This window comes from Cyclobacterium sediminis, assembly GCF_054781075.1.
Map to the genome: position 1 here is coordinate 69,177 of NZ_BAAGVC010000002.1, position 14,955 is coordinate 84,131.

The window sequence follows — 14,955 nt, forward strand, 5'->3', positions numbered from 1 at the left end:
TTTGCTATTTATCAATTGATTATTTCTCCAAATAAGGTTGCTGAGGTGCAGTCGGTGATTTTAACCTTGACATAATCACCAATCTTCAAATCTCCTTTTGGAATAATCACTACTTTGTTCGCTGAGTTTTTTGCCTTTAGCTGTTCGGTAGATCTTTTAGAAACTCCTTCTACCAGGACTTCTTGTACTTGGCCTATTTCCCTTTTATGCCTGATCATAGATAAAATGCTTTGTTTATCTATGATTTCTTGCAACCTGCGTTTTTTTACTGCCAAAGGAATATCATCCGGGTATTTCTTTGCAGCCAAGGTACCGGGTCGCTCTGAATAATAGAACATATAAGAGAAATCATACTGAACGATGTCCATTATGCTTAGGGTGTCTTGGTGTTCTTCCTCTGTCTCTGAACAAAAACCTGCAATCATGTCGGAAGATATGCCACAATCCTCACCAAGAATTTCACGAATCTTTTGAACCCTGTTGAGGTACCAGTCTCGGTCATAGGTCCTATTCATCAAATCCAGCACCCTGCTATTGCCACTTTGCACAGGTAAATGAATGTATTTACAAATATTGTCGTAACGTTTCATGGTATACAAGACCTCATCCGTGATGTCTTTGGGATGAGAAGTAGAAAATCGAACCCTGAGTTTTGGGTTAACCTTGGCGACCATTTCCAACAAGTCAGAAAAATGTACAACCTCAGTGATTTCGGACGCTTTTTTATTGAGCCTCGCTTTATTGTTCTCTTGAGGAGACCATTTGTAACTGTCCACATTTTGCCCCAGAAGGGTCACCTCTTTGTACCCTTTGTCAAATAATTCTTGAGCTTCTTTTGTAATGGAATAAGGGTCGCGACTCCTTTCCCTACCACGGGTAAATGGAACCACACAAAAGGAACACATATTGTCACAGCCCCTCATGATAGAAATAAATGCACTTACACCATTTGAATTAAGGCGAACAGGTGAGATGTCAGCGTATGTTTCTTCTCTGGATAAAAATGTATTGATGCCTTTTTGCCCTTCTTCGACCTGCCCAACAAGATTAGGTAAATCACGATAGGCATCCGGTCCTACCACCATATCCACCAGCTTTTCTTCTTCTAGCAGTTTTTCTTTTAGGCGCTCTGCCATGCATCCCAATACTCCTATTTTTAATTCCGGATTGGCACTTTTGATTTGGTTAAACTGACTTAGCCTTTTGCGTACGGTCTGTTCTGCCTTGTCCCTTATAGAACAGGTGTTTAGGAAAATGACATCCGCATTTTTATAATCTGAAGTTGTATCAAATCCGGTTTCTTTCATGATAGAGGCTACAATCTCACTATCCGAAAAATTCATTTGACAACCATAGCTTTCGATATACAACCGCCTCGACTTCCCGGTATTTTCGTCAGCCGTTACCTTAAAATCACAGGTTTTTGCCTCCTCCCCACTGATGATATCGATATCTTTAATAATATTTTCCATTGACTAACTATAATTTCAGATCGCAAATTTAATAAAATACCGACATATTGACAGTAGTTCACTTTATTATTCTGACATTACTTTACTAAAAGCCGGATTTGTATTAAGAATTTGAGCACAATAAAATTTTTATAGACTTCCTTTTAGTGTTAAGCTCTGCTGATTAAGAGGTTATGTATCAACATAGATAAAAACTATTATTATATAGAGATAATCAATTTTTACTATGGGTGTATTCTTCCTACTTTTATTCAAGCGAATCAATAACATAAACCATTATTAAAAGTCTAGTATCATGGAAGAAGAAAACAAGCATAACAAACTAACGACAGCTTCGGGTAGAATATATGTCGAAAATGAAAATTCAAAAACAGTTGGTCCAAGAGGCCCGGTGCTTTTGGAAGATTATATACTTCATGAGAAGATGGCTCACTTTAATAGAGAGCGAATTCCTGAAAGAGTAGTTCATGCCAAAGGATCAGGTGCATTTGGAACCTTTACGGTGACAGATGATATATCAGCCTATACCAAGGCGAAAGTCTTTAATAAATTAGGTAAAAAGACCAAAGTCTTCCTTAGATTTTCTACAGTGGGTGGGGAAAAAGGATCTCCGGATACCGAAAGAGATCCTAGAGGCTTTGCTGTTAAATTCTATACAGAAGATGGCAATTGGGATCTTGTGGGAAACAATACTCCGGTGTTTTTTATTAAAGACCCCAAAAAGTTTTCAGATTTTATCCATACCCAAAAGAGAGACCCCTATACCAATTGTAAATCGCCAACCATGATGTGGGATTATTGGTCACTGACTCCTGAGTCCTTGCACCAGGTTTTAATTTTAATGAGTGATAGAGGAACGCCCGTAGGTTATAGGCATATGAATGGTTATGGTTCTCATACCTTTTCCATGATCAATGCAAAAAATGAAAAAACCTATGTAAAGTATCATTTTAAAACTGCTCAGGGAATCAAGAACTTTACAGATGAAGAAGCTGCTCAGATGAAAGCCAAGGATTTGGATTTCTCTCAAAGAGACCTTTTGGAATCCATTGATAAAGGAGATTTTCCAAGGTGGAACATGAAGATTCAAGTCATGACACCTGAACAAGCTAGAAAGGTTGATTTTAATCCTTTTGATGTGACCAAGGTTTGGCCTCATTCGGAATTTCCGTTAATTGATGTAGGTGTATTGGAGTTGAATCAAAACCCTGACAACTACTTTCAGGATGTAGAGCAATCTGCTTTTGCCCCTGCCCACCTGATAGATGGCCTGGGTTACAGTCCTGATAAGATGCTTCAGGGAAGATTACTTTCTTACCCGGATGCACATAGGTACAGATTAGGGGGCAATTATGAACAAATTCCTGTAAATAGATGCCCTTATGCGGTAAATAACTACCAACGAGATGGAATGATGAGTGTGAATGGCAATGGAGGAAGAAAGCCCAATTATTGGCCAAATAGTTTTGATGAAGTTGAGGTGGACAAAACTTATCAGGAACCTTCTGAACAACTTGAGGACAATATTGTTGATTGGTACGACAGGAATAGCAAATTAGGAGGGAACGATCATTATTCCCAACCTAGGGCTTTGTTTAGGGATGTCATGAGTAAGGAAGAGCAAGACAATACCATAAAAAACACCATAGGGGCGATGAGGGGGATCTCGGGGCCCAAAAGGGATCAAATTATAAACCGACAGCTATGCCACTGGTTCAGAATGGATGAGGAATTTGGAGCACGAGTAGCTAAAGGTTTTGGTGTAGATTTAAATGCTGTGATGGCTGCATCTTCGGGCGCACATTAAAGATTTGGTATAATAATTGATATTTGTATACCCGGTGAACGGAATATTGATTTTTAATTCAGGAGTGGATCGTTCGTCCACTCCTTTTTTTAGTTAAACACATTACTTTGGCACATAACTTAGGTAAAAAGATTTTTAAAATTGGAGGATGGATTCTGCTCGGCCTAGGTCTGTTGGTGCTTGTTATTCTTTTATTTATCCGTAGTCCTTTTGGGCAAGATATTATCGTAAGCAAGGCCACCCAATACCTTGCTGAAAAAACCAACAGCAAAGTTAATATTGATAAATTGTACCTGACATTTCGTGGTAATCTTTATTTGGAAGGGCTGTATTTGGAACAACCCAATGGAGATACCCTTGTATACAGTAATAAACTTGAAACAGGACTCGAATTAGTGCCATACCTTTCAAGCAATAAAATCAATGTGTCAAGACTAGAATGGAAAGGACTCAAGGCCAATATAAAAAGAGATAGCACAGGGTCCTTCAATTTTGATTACCTGATGGAGGCTTTCGTAAGCCAGGGAAGTAATACTGATACCACAACTGCTGATACCATGTCTTCGAACGAAAGCAGTTACCCTGATATTAATATAGGACCGGTCAATTTAGAAGATTGGGACCTGCAATTTACTGATAAGCTAATGGGCCTATCAGGATCGCTTAATCTCGGTAAACTTTCCGTAGCGATCAATGGAATGGACTTGAATAAAATGGAATTTCACGTAACTGAAATTTTATGGGAAAATTCAGCCCTTTCTTATCAACAATTCAAGCCTTTGCCGGCTAGTGAAGATTCTTCCGAGAGTGATATGCCAATGCCATTGTTGGTATTGGACAAACTTTCCTTAAAAAATATTAATGCCGACTATCATTCTTTGCCCGATGGAATGAAAGTTCAGGCCAATCTTGGAGACTTTTTACTTGAAATGCCGGAAGCCAATCTTGATAAGCAAAAGGTATTAATAAAGCGCTTGTCTCTTTATGATTCACGGATTGATTACCAAAGTGAAACAATAGTTGAGGAGGAAAAAAAGACCGTTGACAAGGAAGATTCCGTAGCGCCATTTGCATGGCCGGAATGGGAGGTGGAGCTTTCCACTATAGACCTTTCCAATAATCAAATAAATTATGGGGTAAATGGTGTTCAGGGTCAAGCCGGTGAATTTAATCCGGAGGATGTTGGTGTGAAAGATTTTATCCTACAGGCCAATAACCTCTACTATAAGCCTAAAAAAGCCGGTTTTTCTTTAGATAAGTTTGGCTTTACCGAACGTTCGGGTTTCAAACTTGAAAACTTTCAGGCCCGGTTGTTCTTAAATGATTCTTCTTTGCAAGTAAACGAGTTATCTGTAAATACAGGGCATAGTGGTTTGGAGGGTGATTTTAACCTGGAATACCCTAGTCTTGTAGCAGTTATGGATGAACCTGAAAAGGCATCCATGGCATTGGCCATCCAAAATGTAAACCTGGGAGTGGAGGATGCTTATTACTTTGCACCTTCCCTGGGGAATAATCCCTACCTCAAGACTTTTGAAAGGAAAAGCTTTCAGGCTTCCTTGCTTGCCTCAGGAAATAGGAACAAGGTTCTCCTGAAAGAGATTGCCGCCAAATGGGGGAGAAATACAAGCATGGACATCTCCGGAACACTTTCCAATCCCTTGGATACCGATCGGCTTGCATGGGATTTGGATAAGTTCAGCTTTGTTTCCACGGCAGCAGATTTGAACCTCTTTACACCGGAAGATAGTTTGGGTATCAAGTATCCTCAAAACTTGGATCTTTCAGTATCTTCAGCAGGATCGCTTGATGATTTTAATTTAGAAGCTAAACTGAAAGCCTACAATGCTTCAGTAGCATTGGCTGCAGAACTGTCTACAGAACAAGGGGCCTATAATTTTGACTTAAATTCTACCATTTCGGCTGTGCCCTTAGGTAAAGTAATGGGAGATACCCTTACTTATGGACCACTGGATATGGAACTGGCGGCCCAGGGAAAGGTTGGATCACTTGACAGTCTAGATCTTAGTTTAGATAGCAAGCTGATTAATTTGGTGTATAATGGGCACAATTATAAAGGTTTAAAATTGAGCAGTGAAATTGTAGATGGGGAAGGCCAAATCAAAGTGAACCATAAAGATGAGATGCTGGATATGGATTTATTAGCCAATGTGTCTTTAACACCTTCCAATTATAAGGTGGATATGGATTTGGAACTCAAAGGGGCGGACTTGTATGGGCTTAATTTTAGTGCTAAAAAATTAAGAACCCAATTTTCTTTAAACGCAGCTTTTGAGGGCAAGCTGGAAAACTTTGATCTTGAATCAAAATTGACAGATGGAACCCTTGTATTAGACGATCAGGCCTACCCTATGGGAGGAATGGATCTTTCACTACGGGTTTTACCTGATTCAACGGACTTTAGTATTCAGAGTAATTTATTAAATGGATTCTTGCAGTCCAATGTAAGCCCGGGAGAAACATACGAAGGCCTATCCCGACATTTCAACGGATATTTTCTTGACAGCGCCTCTCTTTCTACTGAGCAAGTTTCAAGGCCTGTTAACGTGGACATGGACTTTACCATACCTTCTACATTGCTTTTGCAGCGAGTGATTTTACCTGGCTTAGAAGAGATGGACGAAGGGTCAATTGAAATGAAATTCAATGAAAAGAAAGCCAAATTAAATGGGCGGATTAACTTTCCTTATCTTTCTTATTCAGGAGCAGTATTGGATAGCTTGGATTTAAATGTGCTAAGTGACTCGTCTAACTTTGAATTTGATTTTGGAGTCATGGCCTTGTCTTTTGGGAGGTTGGCAATAGGTCCGACTTATTTTTCCGGTGAAGTATTGGAAAATCAATTGTATGTTAATTTTAATGCTTTGGATGAAGAGGAAGTATTGGCAAATATTGATTTTGATCTGGGATTTGGAGAGGATTCCATGCGATTGCACATCAATCCTGAAGGCCTGATTTTTAATAAATTGAAATGGGAGGTAGCAGAAAACAATGCTTTTACATTGGCTGATAATAAGGTGTTTTTTGAAGCTTTTGAGTTTTCAAGAGAAAAGCAACTTGTGTCTTTCGGGAATGAACCGGGAGAGAATTCATTTGATCTTACCTTCAATGATTTCAGGTTAAGAACTTTCACCAGTTTATTGAACCCTGATGAAATTTTAGCTGCAGGGTTGGTCAACGGTGCCATTAAAATAGAAAACCCCTTTGGAGCCACCGGTTTACAAGCCGACTTAACCGTGCAAGATATGGCCTTGCTCAAGGTGCCTCTCGGTAACTTGACTTTAAAAGCTTCGGGCAATGATCAAAAGAATTATGATTTTGACCTAATGATCAAAGATCAAGGCGTGGACCTGGATCTCACAGGTGGTTTTGTAGCGGATCCTCTAGGGGCCAAGCTCAATTTGGCGCTGGACTTGAATAAATTTGACTTGGACATATTGGATGGACTTACGGCCGGAGCCATAAGCGATGGGAATGGATTTATTTCAGGTGAATTTAAAGTGGAAGGAAGTTCTTCAGACCCAATTTACTCCGGAAATTTAGCCTTCAATGAGACTGAATTTACCGTTGCCACCTTGAATGCTCGCTTTGCAATTGACAAGGATGAAATAAGGGTGGATAATCAAGGTGTGTACCTGAATCAGCTGACCATTAAAGATGACCAAGACAATAACTTTGTACTGGATGGGGATATCATTACCGAAAATGATTTTATCAACCCTCAATTTGACCTCTCTTTGACAGCGGATAATTTTAAAGTGCTGAACTCTACGCAAGAAGACAATGATTTATTTTATGGTGATGCATTGATTGGAGCAGATGTAACCATAAAAGGAGACTTGAATTTACCCATAATAGATGCCGATATTTCAGTCGACAAGGGGACAAACTTAAGTGTGGTGATCCCTGAAAGTCAGCTGGATGTGGTGGAAAGGCAAGGGGTAGTCACCTTTGTCAACAGAGAAAACCCTGAAGATATCCTTACCAAAAGACTCGAAGAAACAAGCAATTCAGGCTATACCGGCTATAAGGTAGATATGCTATTAAATGTATCTTCGGAAGCAGTTTTTAATCTTGTAATTGATGAAAGATCCGGAGACAATTTAATGGTGGAAGGGGCGGCAAATCTCCAATTGAATATGGATCCAAATGGGAGAGTGACCTTAAGTGGGATTTACGAGTTGTCCAAAGGCCATTATGAATTGAGTTTGTACAATTTGGTAAGCAAGCGGTTTGAAATTCAAGAAGGAAGTACCATTAGCTGGGCAGGTGATCCCATGGATGCCAATATGGATATTACGGCAATATATAGTGTTAAAACCTCTGCTTCAGACTTAATGACAGCCACAGCATCCGGGGGATCCCGAGAAACAATGTCCAAATACAGGCAAGAGTTTTCTTTTATCGTTTACCTTAATATAGATGGAGAGCTGCTCAAACCTGAGATCTCATTTACAATGGATATGCCTGAAGACGAAAGGGGAGCATTGGGTGGTGCCGTATATGCGCAAGTGAAGCAATTGAACAACCAGGAAGGGGAGTTAAACCGCCAAGTTTTTTCATTATTGGTGTTAAATAGCTTTTTTCCTAGTGGAGATAATTCGGGCAGTGGAGGAACCGCAGCCATGGCCAGATCCAGTGTGAGCCAGTTACTTTCAGGTCAATTAAATACCTTTACCAACAGTTTAGTAGGGGGGACAGGATTAGAATTAGATGTGGGGTTGGATAGCTTTGAGGATTATCAAGGAGATTCCCCACAGTCAAGGACCCAGCTCAATGTAAATGCCAGTAAAAGGTTTTTAGACGATAGGCTAATTGTTCAGGTAGGTAGTCAAATTGACATAGAGGGAAGTTCTTCTACAGGCACAGGTAATTCTCTGCTAGGCAATGTTAGTGTAGAGTATTTAATTACCGAAAATGGACGCTATAGAGCAAGGGGCTTTAGAAAAAATCAATTTGAAAGTTTTATAGATGGACAATTGGTTGTCACCGGGCTTTCTGTAATTTTCAATAGAGAGTTCAGTAAATTCGAAGACCTCTGGAGAGGTATAGATTCTAGGAGAAAAGAACAAGAAAATCAAGCAGAAGAGGAGAACAATGAAAATTAATAAATGCTATACTTTATTCCAATTATCAAATATCAAGTCATTGTTAGCAATGGCTTTACTATTACCCTTGTGGTTTTTGGTAAGTTGTAGCGTTTCTAAATATATTCCTGAAGACGAAAAATTATATACGGGAGCCACTTTGAAAATCAATAGGGATTTCTCTGTAAAAGGTTTTAAAGCGATTAACGCGGAACTTGAAGGCCTGCTCGAGCCCGAACCCAATGCTAAATTTTTGGGAATGCGGATTGGTTTGTGGAGTCACTATAAAATGCAGCAGGAAAATCCGGGCTTTATCAATCGATTTATTTATAAGAAATTGGGAGAAGAGCCTGTGTATTTAAGTGATGTGGACGCCGAAAAAACCCAAAGCCTGGTTGTAAACAGACTAGATAACAATGGATTCTTTTTTTCTAGGGTGAGTGCAAATGTGGAGGCCGGTCCCAAAAAAGCATCAGTTAACTATTCGGTAGATTTGGCTAAACCCTATGAATTGGCCACCTATCAATATGAAAAAGACAGTTCTGCAATAGACCGTGGCATCAGGGAATTGCTTGATAAAACAGAAATAGCTGAAGGAGATTACTTTTCTCTGGAAATGATGAAAAATGAAAGGGTAAGATTAAATGAAGCCCTTAAAAATAAAGGTTTTTATAATTTTAACCCTGATTTTTTAATTTTTGAAGCCGATACCAACCAATATGAAGATAAAAGGTTTGACCTCTTTTTAAGGCTCAAACAAAATGCGCCTGAAAAAGGTATAGTGCCCTATGAAATTCAAAATATCCGTGTCTATCCTAATTATTCTATGGATAAATATGGGCAGGAGACAGATACGACCTTGGTTGACAATGTGATGGTTATCCAAAATGAATTGACTTTCAAGCCTGATTTACTCGATCAATACATATTGATTGAAAAAGACAGCCTTTATAATTCGAAAGACACACGATTAACCAGTAGTAGATTAACTGGTATTGGAAATTTTCGGTTTGTGAACCTGAGGTATACAGAAACAGATACCAGTCTGAGCGGAGGGAAAGGGAAATTGGATGCAAATATTTACCTTACTCCGTTAGACAAGCGCTCCATTAGGGCCGAATTACAAGGTGTTTCCAAATCCAATAATTTTGCCGGCCCCACTTTATTATTGAATTATAGAAATAGAAATTTATTTAAGGGAGGGGAAACATTTAATCTAACGGCAGAGGTAGGCTATGAAAGCCAAATTGCCGCAGGTGATAGAGAAAGTTTAAGTGCTTTTGAAATAGGCTTAAAAGGTGATTTGATCTTTCCTAGAGTGGTATTTCCTATTGCCATTAAAGAAAGATTTGCTTATTCCGTACCCAAGACAAAAATTAGTCTTGGCACTGAGTATCAGGATAGACGAGGTTATTATAAGTTAAACACGGTTTCGGCTACTTATGGATATTTCTGGAATGCCAATCGTTTTGTTTATCATGAGATCACTCCCATCTCACTAAACTTTGTAGACATCTCCAATACTTCTAGTGAATTTGAAGAAATATTGGAGGACAATCCATTTTTAAGGCAAAGTTTTGAGCATCAATTCATCGCAGGAATAACCTATAATTTTGCTTATAACAAGCTAATGGATAAATACAGGGAGCATAGTATATATTTTGGAGCCAATTTAGACCTGGCAGGGGGCGGATTGAGGTTGTTGAACAATGTATTTAACAATCAAGACCAGAACAAATTCTTGGGATTTAACTATGCCCAGTACAATAAAGGGGATATCGATTTTAGATATTACTGGAGATTTACAGAAGAAAAATTGCTTGCTGTCCGCTTGTTTGGAGGTGTAGGACTTCCTTATGGCAACTCCGTTTCCCTACCATTTGCCAAACAGTTTTTTTCCGGAGGGCCCAATAGTATCAGGGCTTTTAGAATCAGGTCTTTGGGACCCGGATCTTTCACTCCTGAAACCGAAACCACAGCCAATTATTTTGATCAGGCAGGTGATATAAGGTTAGAAGGAAATTTAGAATTTAGATTTCCAATATTCTCTTACCTTAAAGGAGCCACTTTTGTAGATGTAGGTAATGTTTGGCTGGTTAATGAAAATGAGGCATTACCCGGAGGTAAATTTGGAAAAGATTGGTTCAAAGAGCTGGCAGTGGGAGCCGGAATTGGGCTCAGAGTGGACATTGAATTTTTTGTAATCAGGTTTGATTTAGCTACCCCTCTTAGAAGCCCCTCCTTGCCGGAAGGAGAGCGTTGGGCTTCAGAATTTAAATTGCAGGATAGCGACTGGAGGAATAGCAACTTAGTTTTTAATTTTGCCATAGGCTACCCTTTTTAAGGACCGGTGTTTAACTTTTCCTTGGTTTTAATAAGGCTGGACAAATAAGCCAACATGGCCGGTGTAACCACAGAGAAAGTAAGTAATTTCCCTAAATTACTTGACTTTTTCATGGCTAAAGTAGCGCCAATAACAGCCAATGGTATCCCATATTTCAATCCAAACTGTAGGTATTCTTTTTCTCTATTCATGATTTTTAAAATTATATAAACAAAATGCACGGGAGCTTTTAAAAGCCGTATTAATTGGTTTTTTATAAGCTGATTACAGTAAATAATAGATTGTGCTTAAGGTAGCAGATAGTGCAATTCTTATGCCGCAAAGGGCAAAAGGTTTGAATCGAATATAAGTAAACTTAAGAATGTTTTAAAAGAGATAAGGTTCTGTATATGTGGCGTTCTTTTATAAAAAAGTATACTGAATTTTTGAGAGCCTATAAATCCACCAAAAGCCTTAGGTTTAATAATCAAACTTAAGCTGTTCACCTGAGGGCCTGTCATGGTCATCTGAAATAAGATTAGAAAGACTTATTCCTAACAAGCGAATGGGTAGATTTAGTGCTTCCTGATGTAGGAGATCCAAAGCAATTTCTTCCATCTTTTCTAGAGCTATCGGATTTACCTGTGTTTTGCTACGAGTTTGAAGGCTAAAATCATTGTATTTGATTTTGACGGTAATCGTTCTGCCTTTTGCATGGTTTCTTTCCAGTCTTCGATAAAACTCCGGTAAAATATTTTCTTTAAGTGTAGCTTCTATGGCTTGAATAGCTGATAGGTCCTTGTCGAATGTTCTTTCCACTCCAATTGACTTCCTGATTCTATCGGGTTTGACTTCACTCTCATGAATACCCCTGACAATTTTATAGAAGTGAAGCCCTGATTTCCCAAACCTTCCGGTTAAAAAAGGCAATGAAAATTGTTTAAGGTCATAGCCATTGTAGATCCCAAATGCATTCATTTTCTTGGCCATTACCTTGCCGATGCCGTAAAATTTCTCAATGGGCAATTTCTCTAAAAAGGCTTCTGCTTCTGCCGGTGTGATCACCGCCTGTCCATTGGGCTTGTTCAAATCAGAAGCAATTTTAGCAAGGAATTTATTGTAAGATATGCCTGCAGATGCGTTTAACCCCGTCTGTTCCTTGATTTTTTTACGGATATCCTTGGCTATTAAAGTAGCAGAGGGGAGTTCCAAAAAATTGGTGGTCACATCTAAAAACGCCTCATCTAGAGAAAGGGGTTCCACAAGGTCGGTATAGCTCAGGAAAATCTTCCTGATTACCATAGAGATTTCCTTATACCTTTCAAACCTGGGTTTTACAAAGATTAAATTGGGGCATTTAATTGCTGCCAGTTTTGAAGACATGGCTGAGCGGACACCAAATTTTCTGGCCTCATAACTGGCAGCAGCCACCACCCCCCGTTCTTTGTTTCCCCCGACAGCGAGCGGCTTGTTTTTATATTCTGGATGATCCAATTGTTCTACCGATGCGAAAAATGCATCCATGTCTACATGTATGATTTTCCGGTAGTTTTCCATGGTTTATTATACGGTTCCTTGGGCATGCATGGCTTTGGCCACTTTTTCAAAAGCGCCTATATTGGCAGCATTGAGGTAATCCTGTTTTTTCAAATCATGCTTGCTGATGGTTTCCAGGCATTTTTCATGAATACCTTTCATGATGGTTCGCAATTGCTTCTCCAAGTCACTTTTTGTCCAATAGTTACCCATTCTGTTTTGCGTCATTTCAAGTCCTGAAACGGCTACACCTCCGGCATTGCTGGCTTTACCCGGTCCATAAAGCACATTGGTTTCTTGTAAATAATTTATGGCTTCCGGCGTGCAAGGCATATTTGCTCCTTCAGCCAATAAAAGTAATCCATTTTTTTTGAGAAGCTTGGCATCTCCTTCATTCAATTCATTTTGTGTGGCACAAGGGAAGGCACAATCTGCAGGAATAGACCAAATGTTTTCACTCCCTGCTGCCGTAAATGTGGCCGATTCAAATTTTTCCGCAAAAGCTGAAATGCTTTTTCTCTGCCCATTTTTTACAGTTTTCAAAAAATCTAATTTTTCTTCCGTCATCCCTTCCGGATCATGAATAAAACCCGTGGAATCAGAAAAGGCAACTACCTTAGCCCCTTCTTGTAGCAGTTTTTCTATAGCAAATTGAGAGACATTTCCTGCACCTGAAACCAAGCAAACTTTGTCATTTAAATTCTCATCAATCTCTGTGAGCATAAAGTGGGCGAAATGGATTAAACCATAGCCTGTCGCTTCGGGCCTTAAAAATGAACCTCCCCAATCCTTTCCTTTTCCCGTTAAAACTCCCTGGAATTCATTTCGTATTTTTTTGTAAGTCCCAAAAAGATAGCCTATTTCTCTTTCTCCGACGCCTATGTCTCCCGCAGGAACATCTGTGAAATGCCCTATGTGTCGATAGGCTTCCATCATCCAGGCTTGGCAAAATCGCATGACTTCGCCATCAGATTTTCCTTTAGGATTAAAATCGGCACCTCCTTTTCCTGCGCCAAGTGGTATTCCGGTCAAAGCATTTTTGAATACCTGTTCGAAAGCCAAAAATTTAAGTATGCTTTGGTTTACACTTGGATGAAAGCGCAAGCCTCCTTTATAGGGCCCCAAGGCACTGTTCATTTGTATTCGATATCCTTTATTGACTTGAACCTTTCCATGGTCATCTGTCCAGCAAACGCGAAAGGAAATAATTCTTTCTGCTTCACAAATGCGTTCAAAAAGTTTTTCATCCACATATAAATCATTGGCCTTTAGCACCGGGAGGATACTATCAAATACTTCTTCTACTGCCTGGTGAAATTCAGACTCGTTGGGGTTTTTATCGATTACGTTTTTAAGGATATTTTTTAATGATGACATTTAAATGGGGTTATTGAAATTTGAATAAAAGTTTTTTAAAGTATTGATTAATGAAGCAGCTTTGAGCAGGCATTCTTGGTATTCAGCCTTGGCATCTGCATCAATTGTAATGGCACTTCCAACGCCAAAATAAATGGAATTTTTTGTTCGATCTATAATTAAACTTCTAATTATTACACAAAAATCAAAATCTCCATTGCTGTCTATATACCCTATACTGCCTGAAAACCAAGATCTTTTAAATTTTTCATGAGCTTCTATAAGCTCCATGCATTTGATTTTGGGAGCTCCGGTCATGCTTCCCATAGGGAAGGTTTTAGATATAATTTCTTCAAAACCAACGGAGGGTGGCAATTGGCAAGTGACGGATGAAATCATTTGAGAGATTTGCTTGAATGAATATATGCCAAACAACTCCTTTACGTCCACGCTTCCTGTTAGTGCCAGTCTTGCAAGGTCATTTCTCATCAAATCCACGATCATCAAGTTCTCCGCTTGCTCTTTTTTACTTTCAGCCAACTGTTTTTTTAGTACTTTGTCTTCTAGCTGATTTCTTCCTCTTCTAACAGTACCTTTTATGGGTTGCGTAAGCAAAGTCTGTCCCTGCTTTTTTAAGAACCTCTCAGGAGAAGCACAGCAAAGATACAGGTTTGCAGACTTGAACAAAGCACTAAAGGGCATGGGTGAATTTTCACATAGGTCTAAAAACAAATTGATAGGCTCAGTATGGGAAACGGTACCCTGAAAATCCATGCAATAATTCAATTCATAAATATCTCCTTCTAAAATATGATTTTGAATTTTTTGGAAAGTAGCTGTATAGCTTTCTTCGTCCTGAGAACAATTGAGGTTGCAATTTCCCCTCCTTCGTCTTTGGGAGGCTGTTGTATTCAATATTTCAGCCAAGATCTGATCAGGCGAGGTTCCTTCAATGGTTATTTGTGTATTGCTGATAAGAATGGTTATCTCCGGGCTAAAAAACAAACTGTCAGGACAATTGATCCATTCCCTGTTTTGGCTGGATAATTTCTCATATTTGTTTTTTTGATCATAGGATATGATGCCCACTTTAGGCTTGTCTGAGGGCAATTGATCCAAATTCTCCAAATTGACAGCTTTGGTCCCTGCATACAATACATGGTTAAAACCACCGGATGGATACGCTATTTCCTGTGAAGTGAAATAGCCAAAACAGGTAAAGTTCAGGTCTACCCATGCCAGCATTTTTGGCACCCAATCGGAGTTAGTTTGTATAGTGAGCTTGTTTTCGTTTGATGGCATCTTTGCAAAATTAAGTAAATGCCATGAAAAAAGGGGAATAAAATTATCCCC

8 protein-coding genes are annotated in these 14,955 nt (G+C 39.2%); 3 read left to right on the forward strand and 5 right to left on the reverse strand.

All coding sequences use genetic code 11. The features are described 5' to 3' along the window. Positions 1-11: 11 nt before the first annotated feature. A complete protein-coding gene (gene miaB, locus ACYVHJ_RS00920) occupies positions 12-1,472 on the reverse strand; it encodes a MiaB/RimO family radical SAM methylthiotransferase (RefSeq protein WP_460511718.1) in 1,461 nt (486 codons plus the stop codon). A gap of 295 nt (positions 1,473-1,767) precedes the next feature. Between miaB and ACYVHJ_RS00925 the strand changes: the two genes are divergently transcribed. The 3 genes from ACYVHJ_RS00925 (at position 1,768) to tamL (ending at position 10,731) form a co-directional block, all read left to right on the forward strand. Next, positions 1,768-3,279, forward strand: coding sequence for a catalase (locus tag ACYVHJ_RS00925; RefSeq protein ID WP_460511720.1), 1,512 nt, complete (start codon positions 1,768-1,770; stop codon positions 3,277-3,279). Positions 3,280-3,386: 107 nt separating this feature from the next. Beyond that, entirely contained in the window at positions 3,387-8,408 is a 5,022-nt protein-coding gene (locus tag ACYVHJ_RS00930; protein ID WP_460511722.1) for a translocation/assembly module TamB domain-containing protein, read from the forward strand. Positions 8,409-8,457: 49 nt separating this feature from the next. Beyond that, positions 8,458-10,731 (forward strand): BamA/TamA family outer membrane protein, encoded by a 2,274-nt coding sequence (gene tamL, locus ACYVHJ_RS00935; protein ID WP_460511724.1) that lies wholly within the window; start codon positions 8,458-8,460, stop codon positions 10,729-10,731. Here the strand turns inward: tamL and ACYVHJ_RS00940 are convergent. From ACYVHJ_RS00940 to ACYVHJ_RS00955, 4 genes are all read right to left on the reverse strand, one after another. Next, positions 10,728-10,922, reverse strand: coding sequence for a hypothetical protein (locus ACYVHJ_RS00940; protein WP_339905076.1), 195 nt, complete (start codon positions 10,920-10,922; stop codon positions 10,728-10,730). The genes tamL and ACYVHJ_RS00940 overlap by 4 nt on opposite strands. Before the next feature lie 268 nt (positions 10,923-11,190). After that, the gene (gene dinB, locus ACYVHJ_RS00945) at positions 11,191-12,267 is read right to left on the reverse strand and encodes a DNA polymerase IV (RefSeq protein WP_460511727.1); all 1,077 of its coding nucleotides are present in this window, start codon (positions 12,265-12,267) and stop codon (positions 11,191-11,193) included. Positions 12,268-12,273: 6 nt separating this feature from the next. Next, a complete protein-coding gene (gene gdhA / locus ACYVHJ_RS00950) occupies positions 12,274-13,623 on the reverse strand; it encodes a glutamate dehydrogenase (RefSeq protein WP_460511729.1) in 1,350 nt (449 codons plus the stop codon). Then, the gene (locus tag ACYVHJ_RS00955) at positions 13,624-14,904 is read right to left on the reverse strand and encodes an anthranilate synthase component I family protein (protein ID WP_460511731.1); all 1,281 of its coding nucleotides are present in this window, start codon (positions 14,902-14,904) and stop codon (positions 13,624-13,626) included. Between the last annotated feature and the right edge of the window lie 51 nt (positions 14,905-14,955).

Excerpts from the sequence above, each read along its gene's own strand:
- ACYVHJ_RS00955 (WP_460511731.1), bottom strand. The coding sequence starts at position 14,904 with ATGCCATCAAACGAAAACAAGCTCACTATACAAACTAACTCCGATTGG.
- ACYVHJ_RS00940 (WP_339905076.1), bottom strand. The coding sequence starts at position 10,922 with ATGAATAGAGAAAAAGAATACCTACAGTTTGGATTGAAATATGGGATA.
- dinB (WP_460511727.1), bottom strand. The coding sequence starts at position 12,267 with ATGGAAAACTACCGGAAAATCATACATGTAGACATGGATGCATTTTTC.
- ACYVHJ_RS00925 (WP_460511720.1), top strand. The coding sequence starts at position 1,768 with ATGGAAGAAGAAAACAAGCATAACAAACTAACGACAGCTTCGGGTAGA.
- gdhA (WP_460511729.1), bottom strand. The coding sequence starts at position 13,623 with ATGTCATCATTAAAAAATATCCTTAAAAACGTAATCGATAAAAACCCC.
- miaB (WP_460511718.1), bottom strand. The coding sequence starts at position 1,472 with ATGGAAAATATTATTAAAGATATCGATATCATCAGTGGGGAGGAGGCA.
- tamL (WP_460511724.1), top strand. The coding sequence starts at position 8,458 with ATGGCTTTACTATTACCCTTGTGGTTTTTGGTAAGTTGTAGCGTTTCT.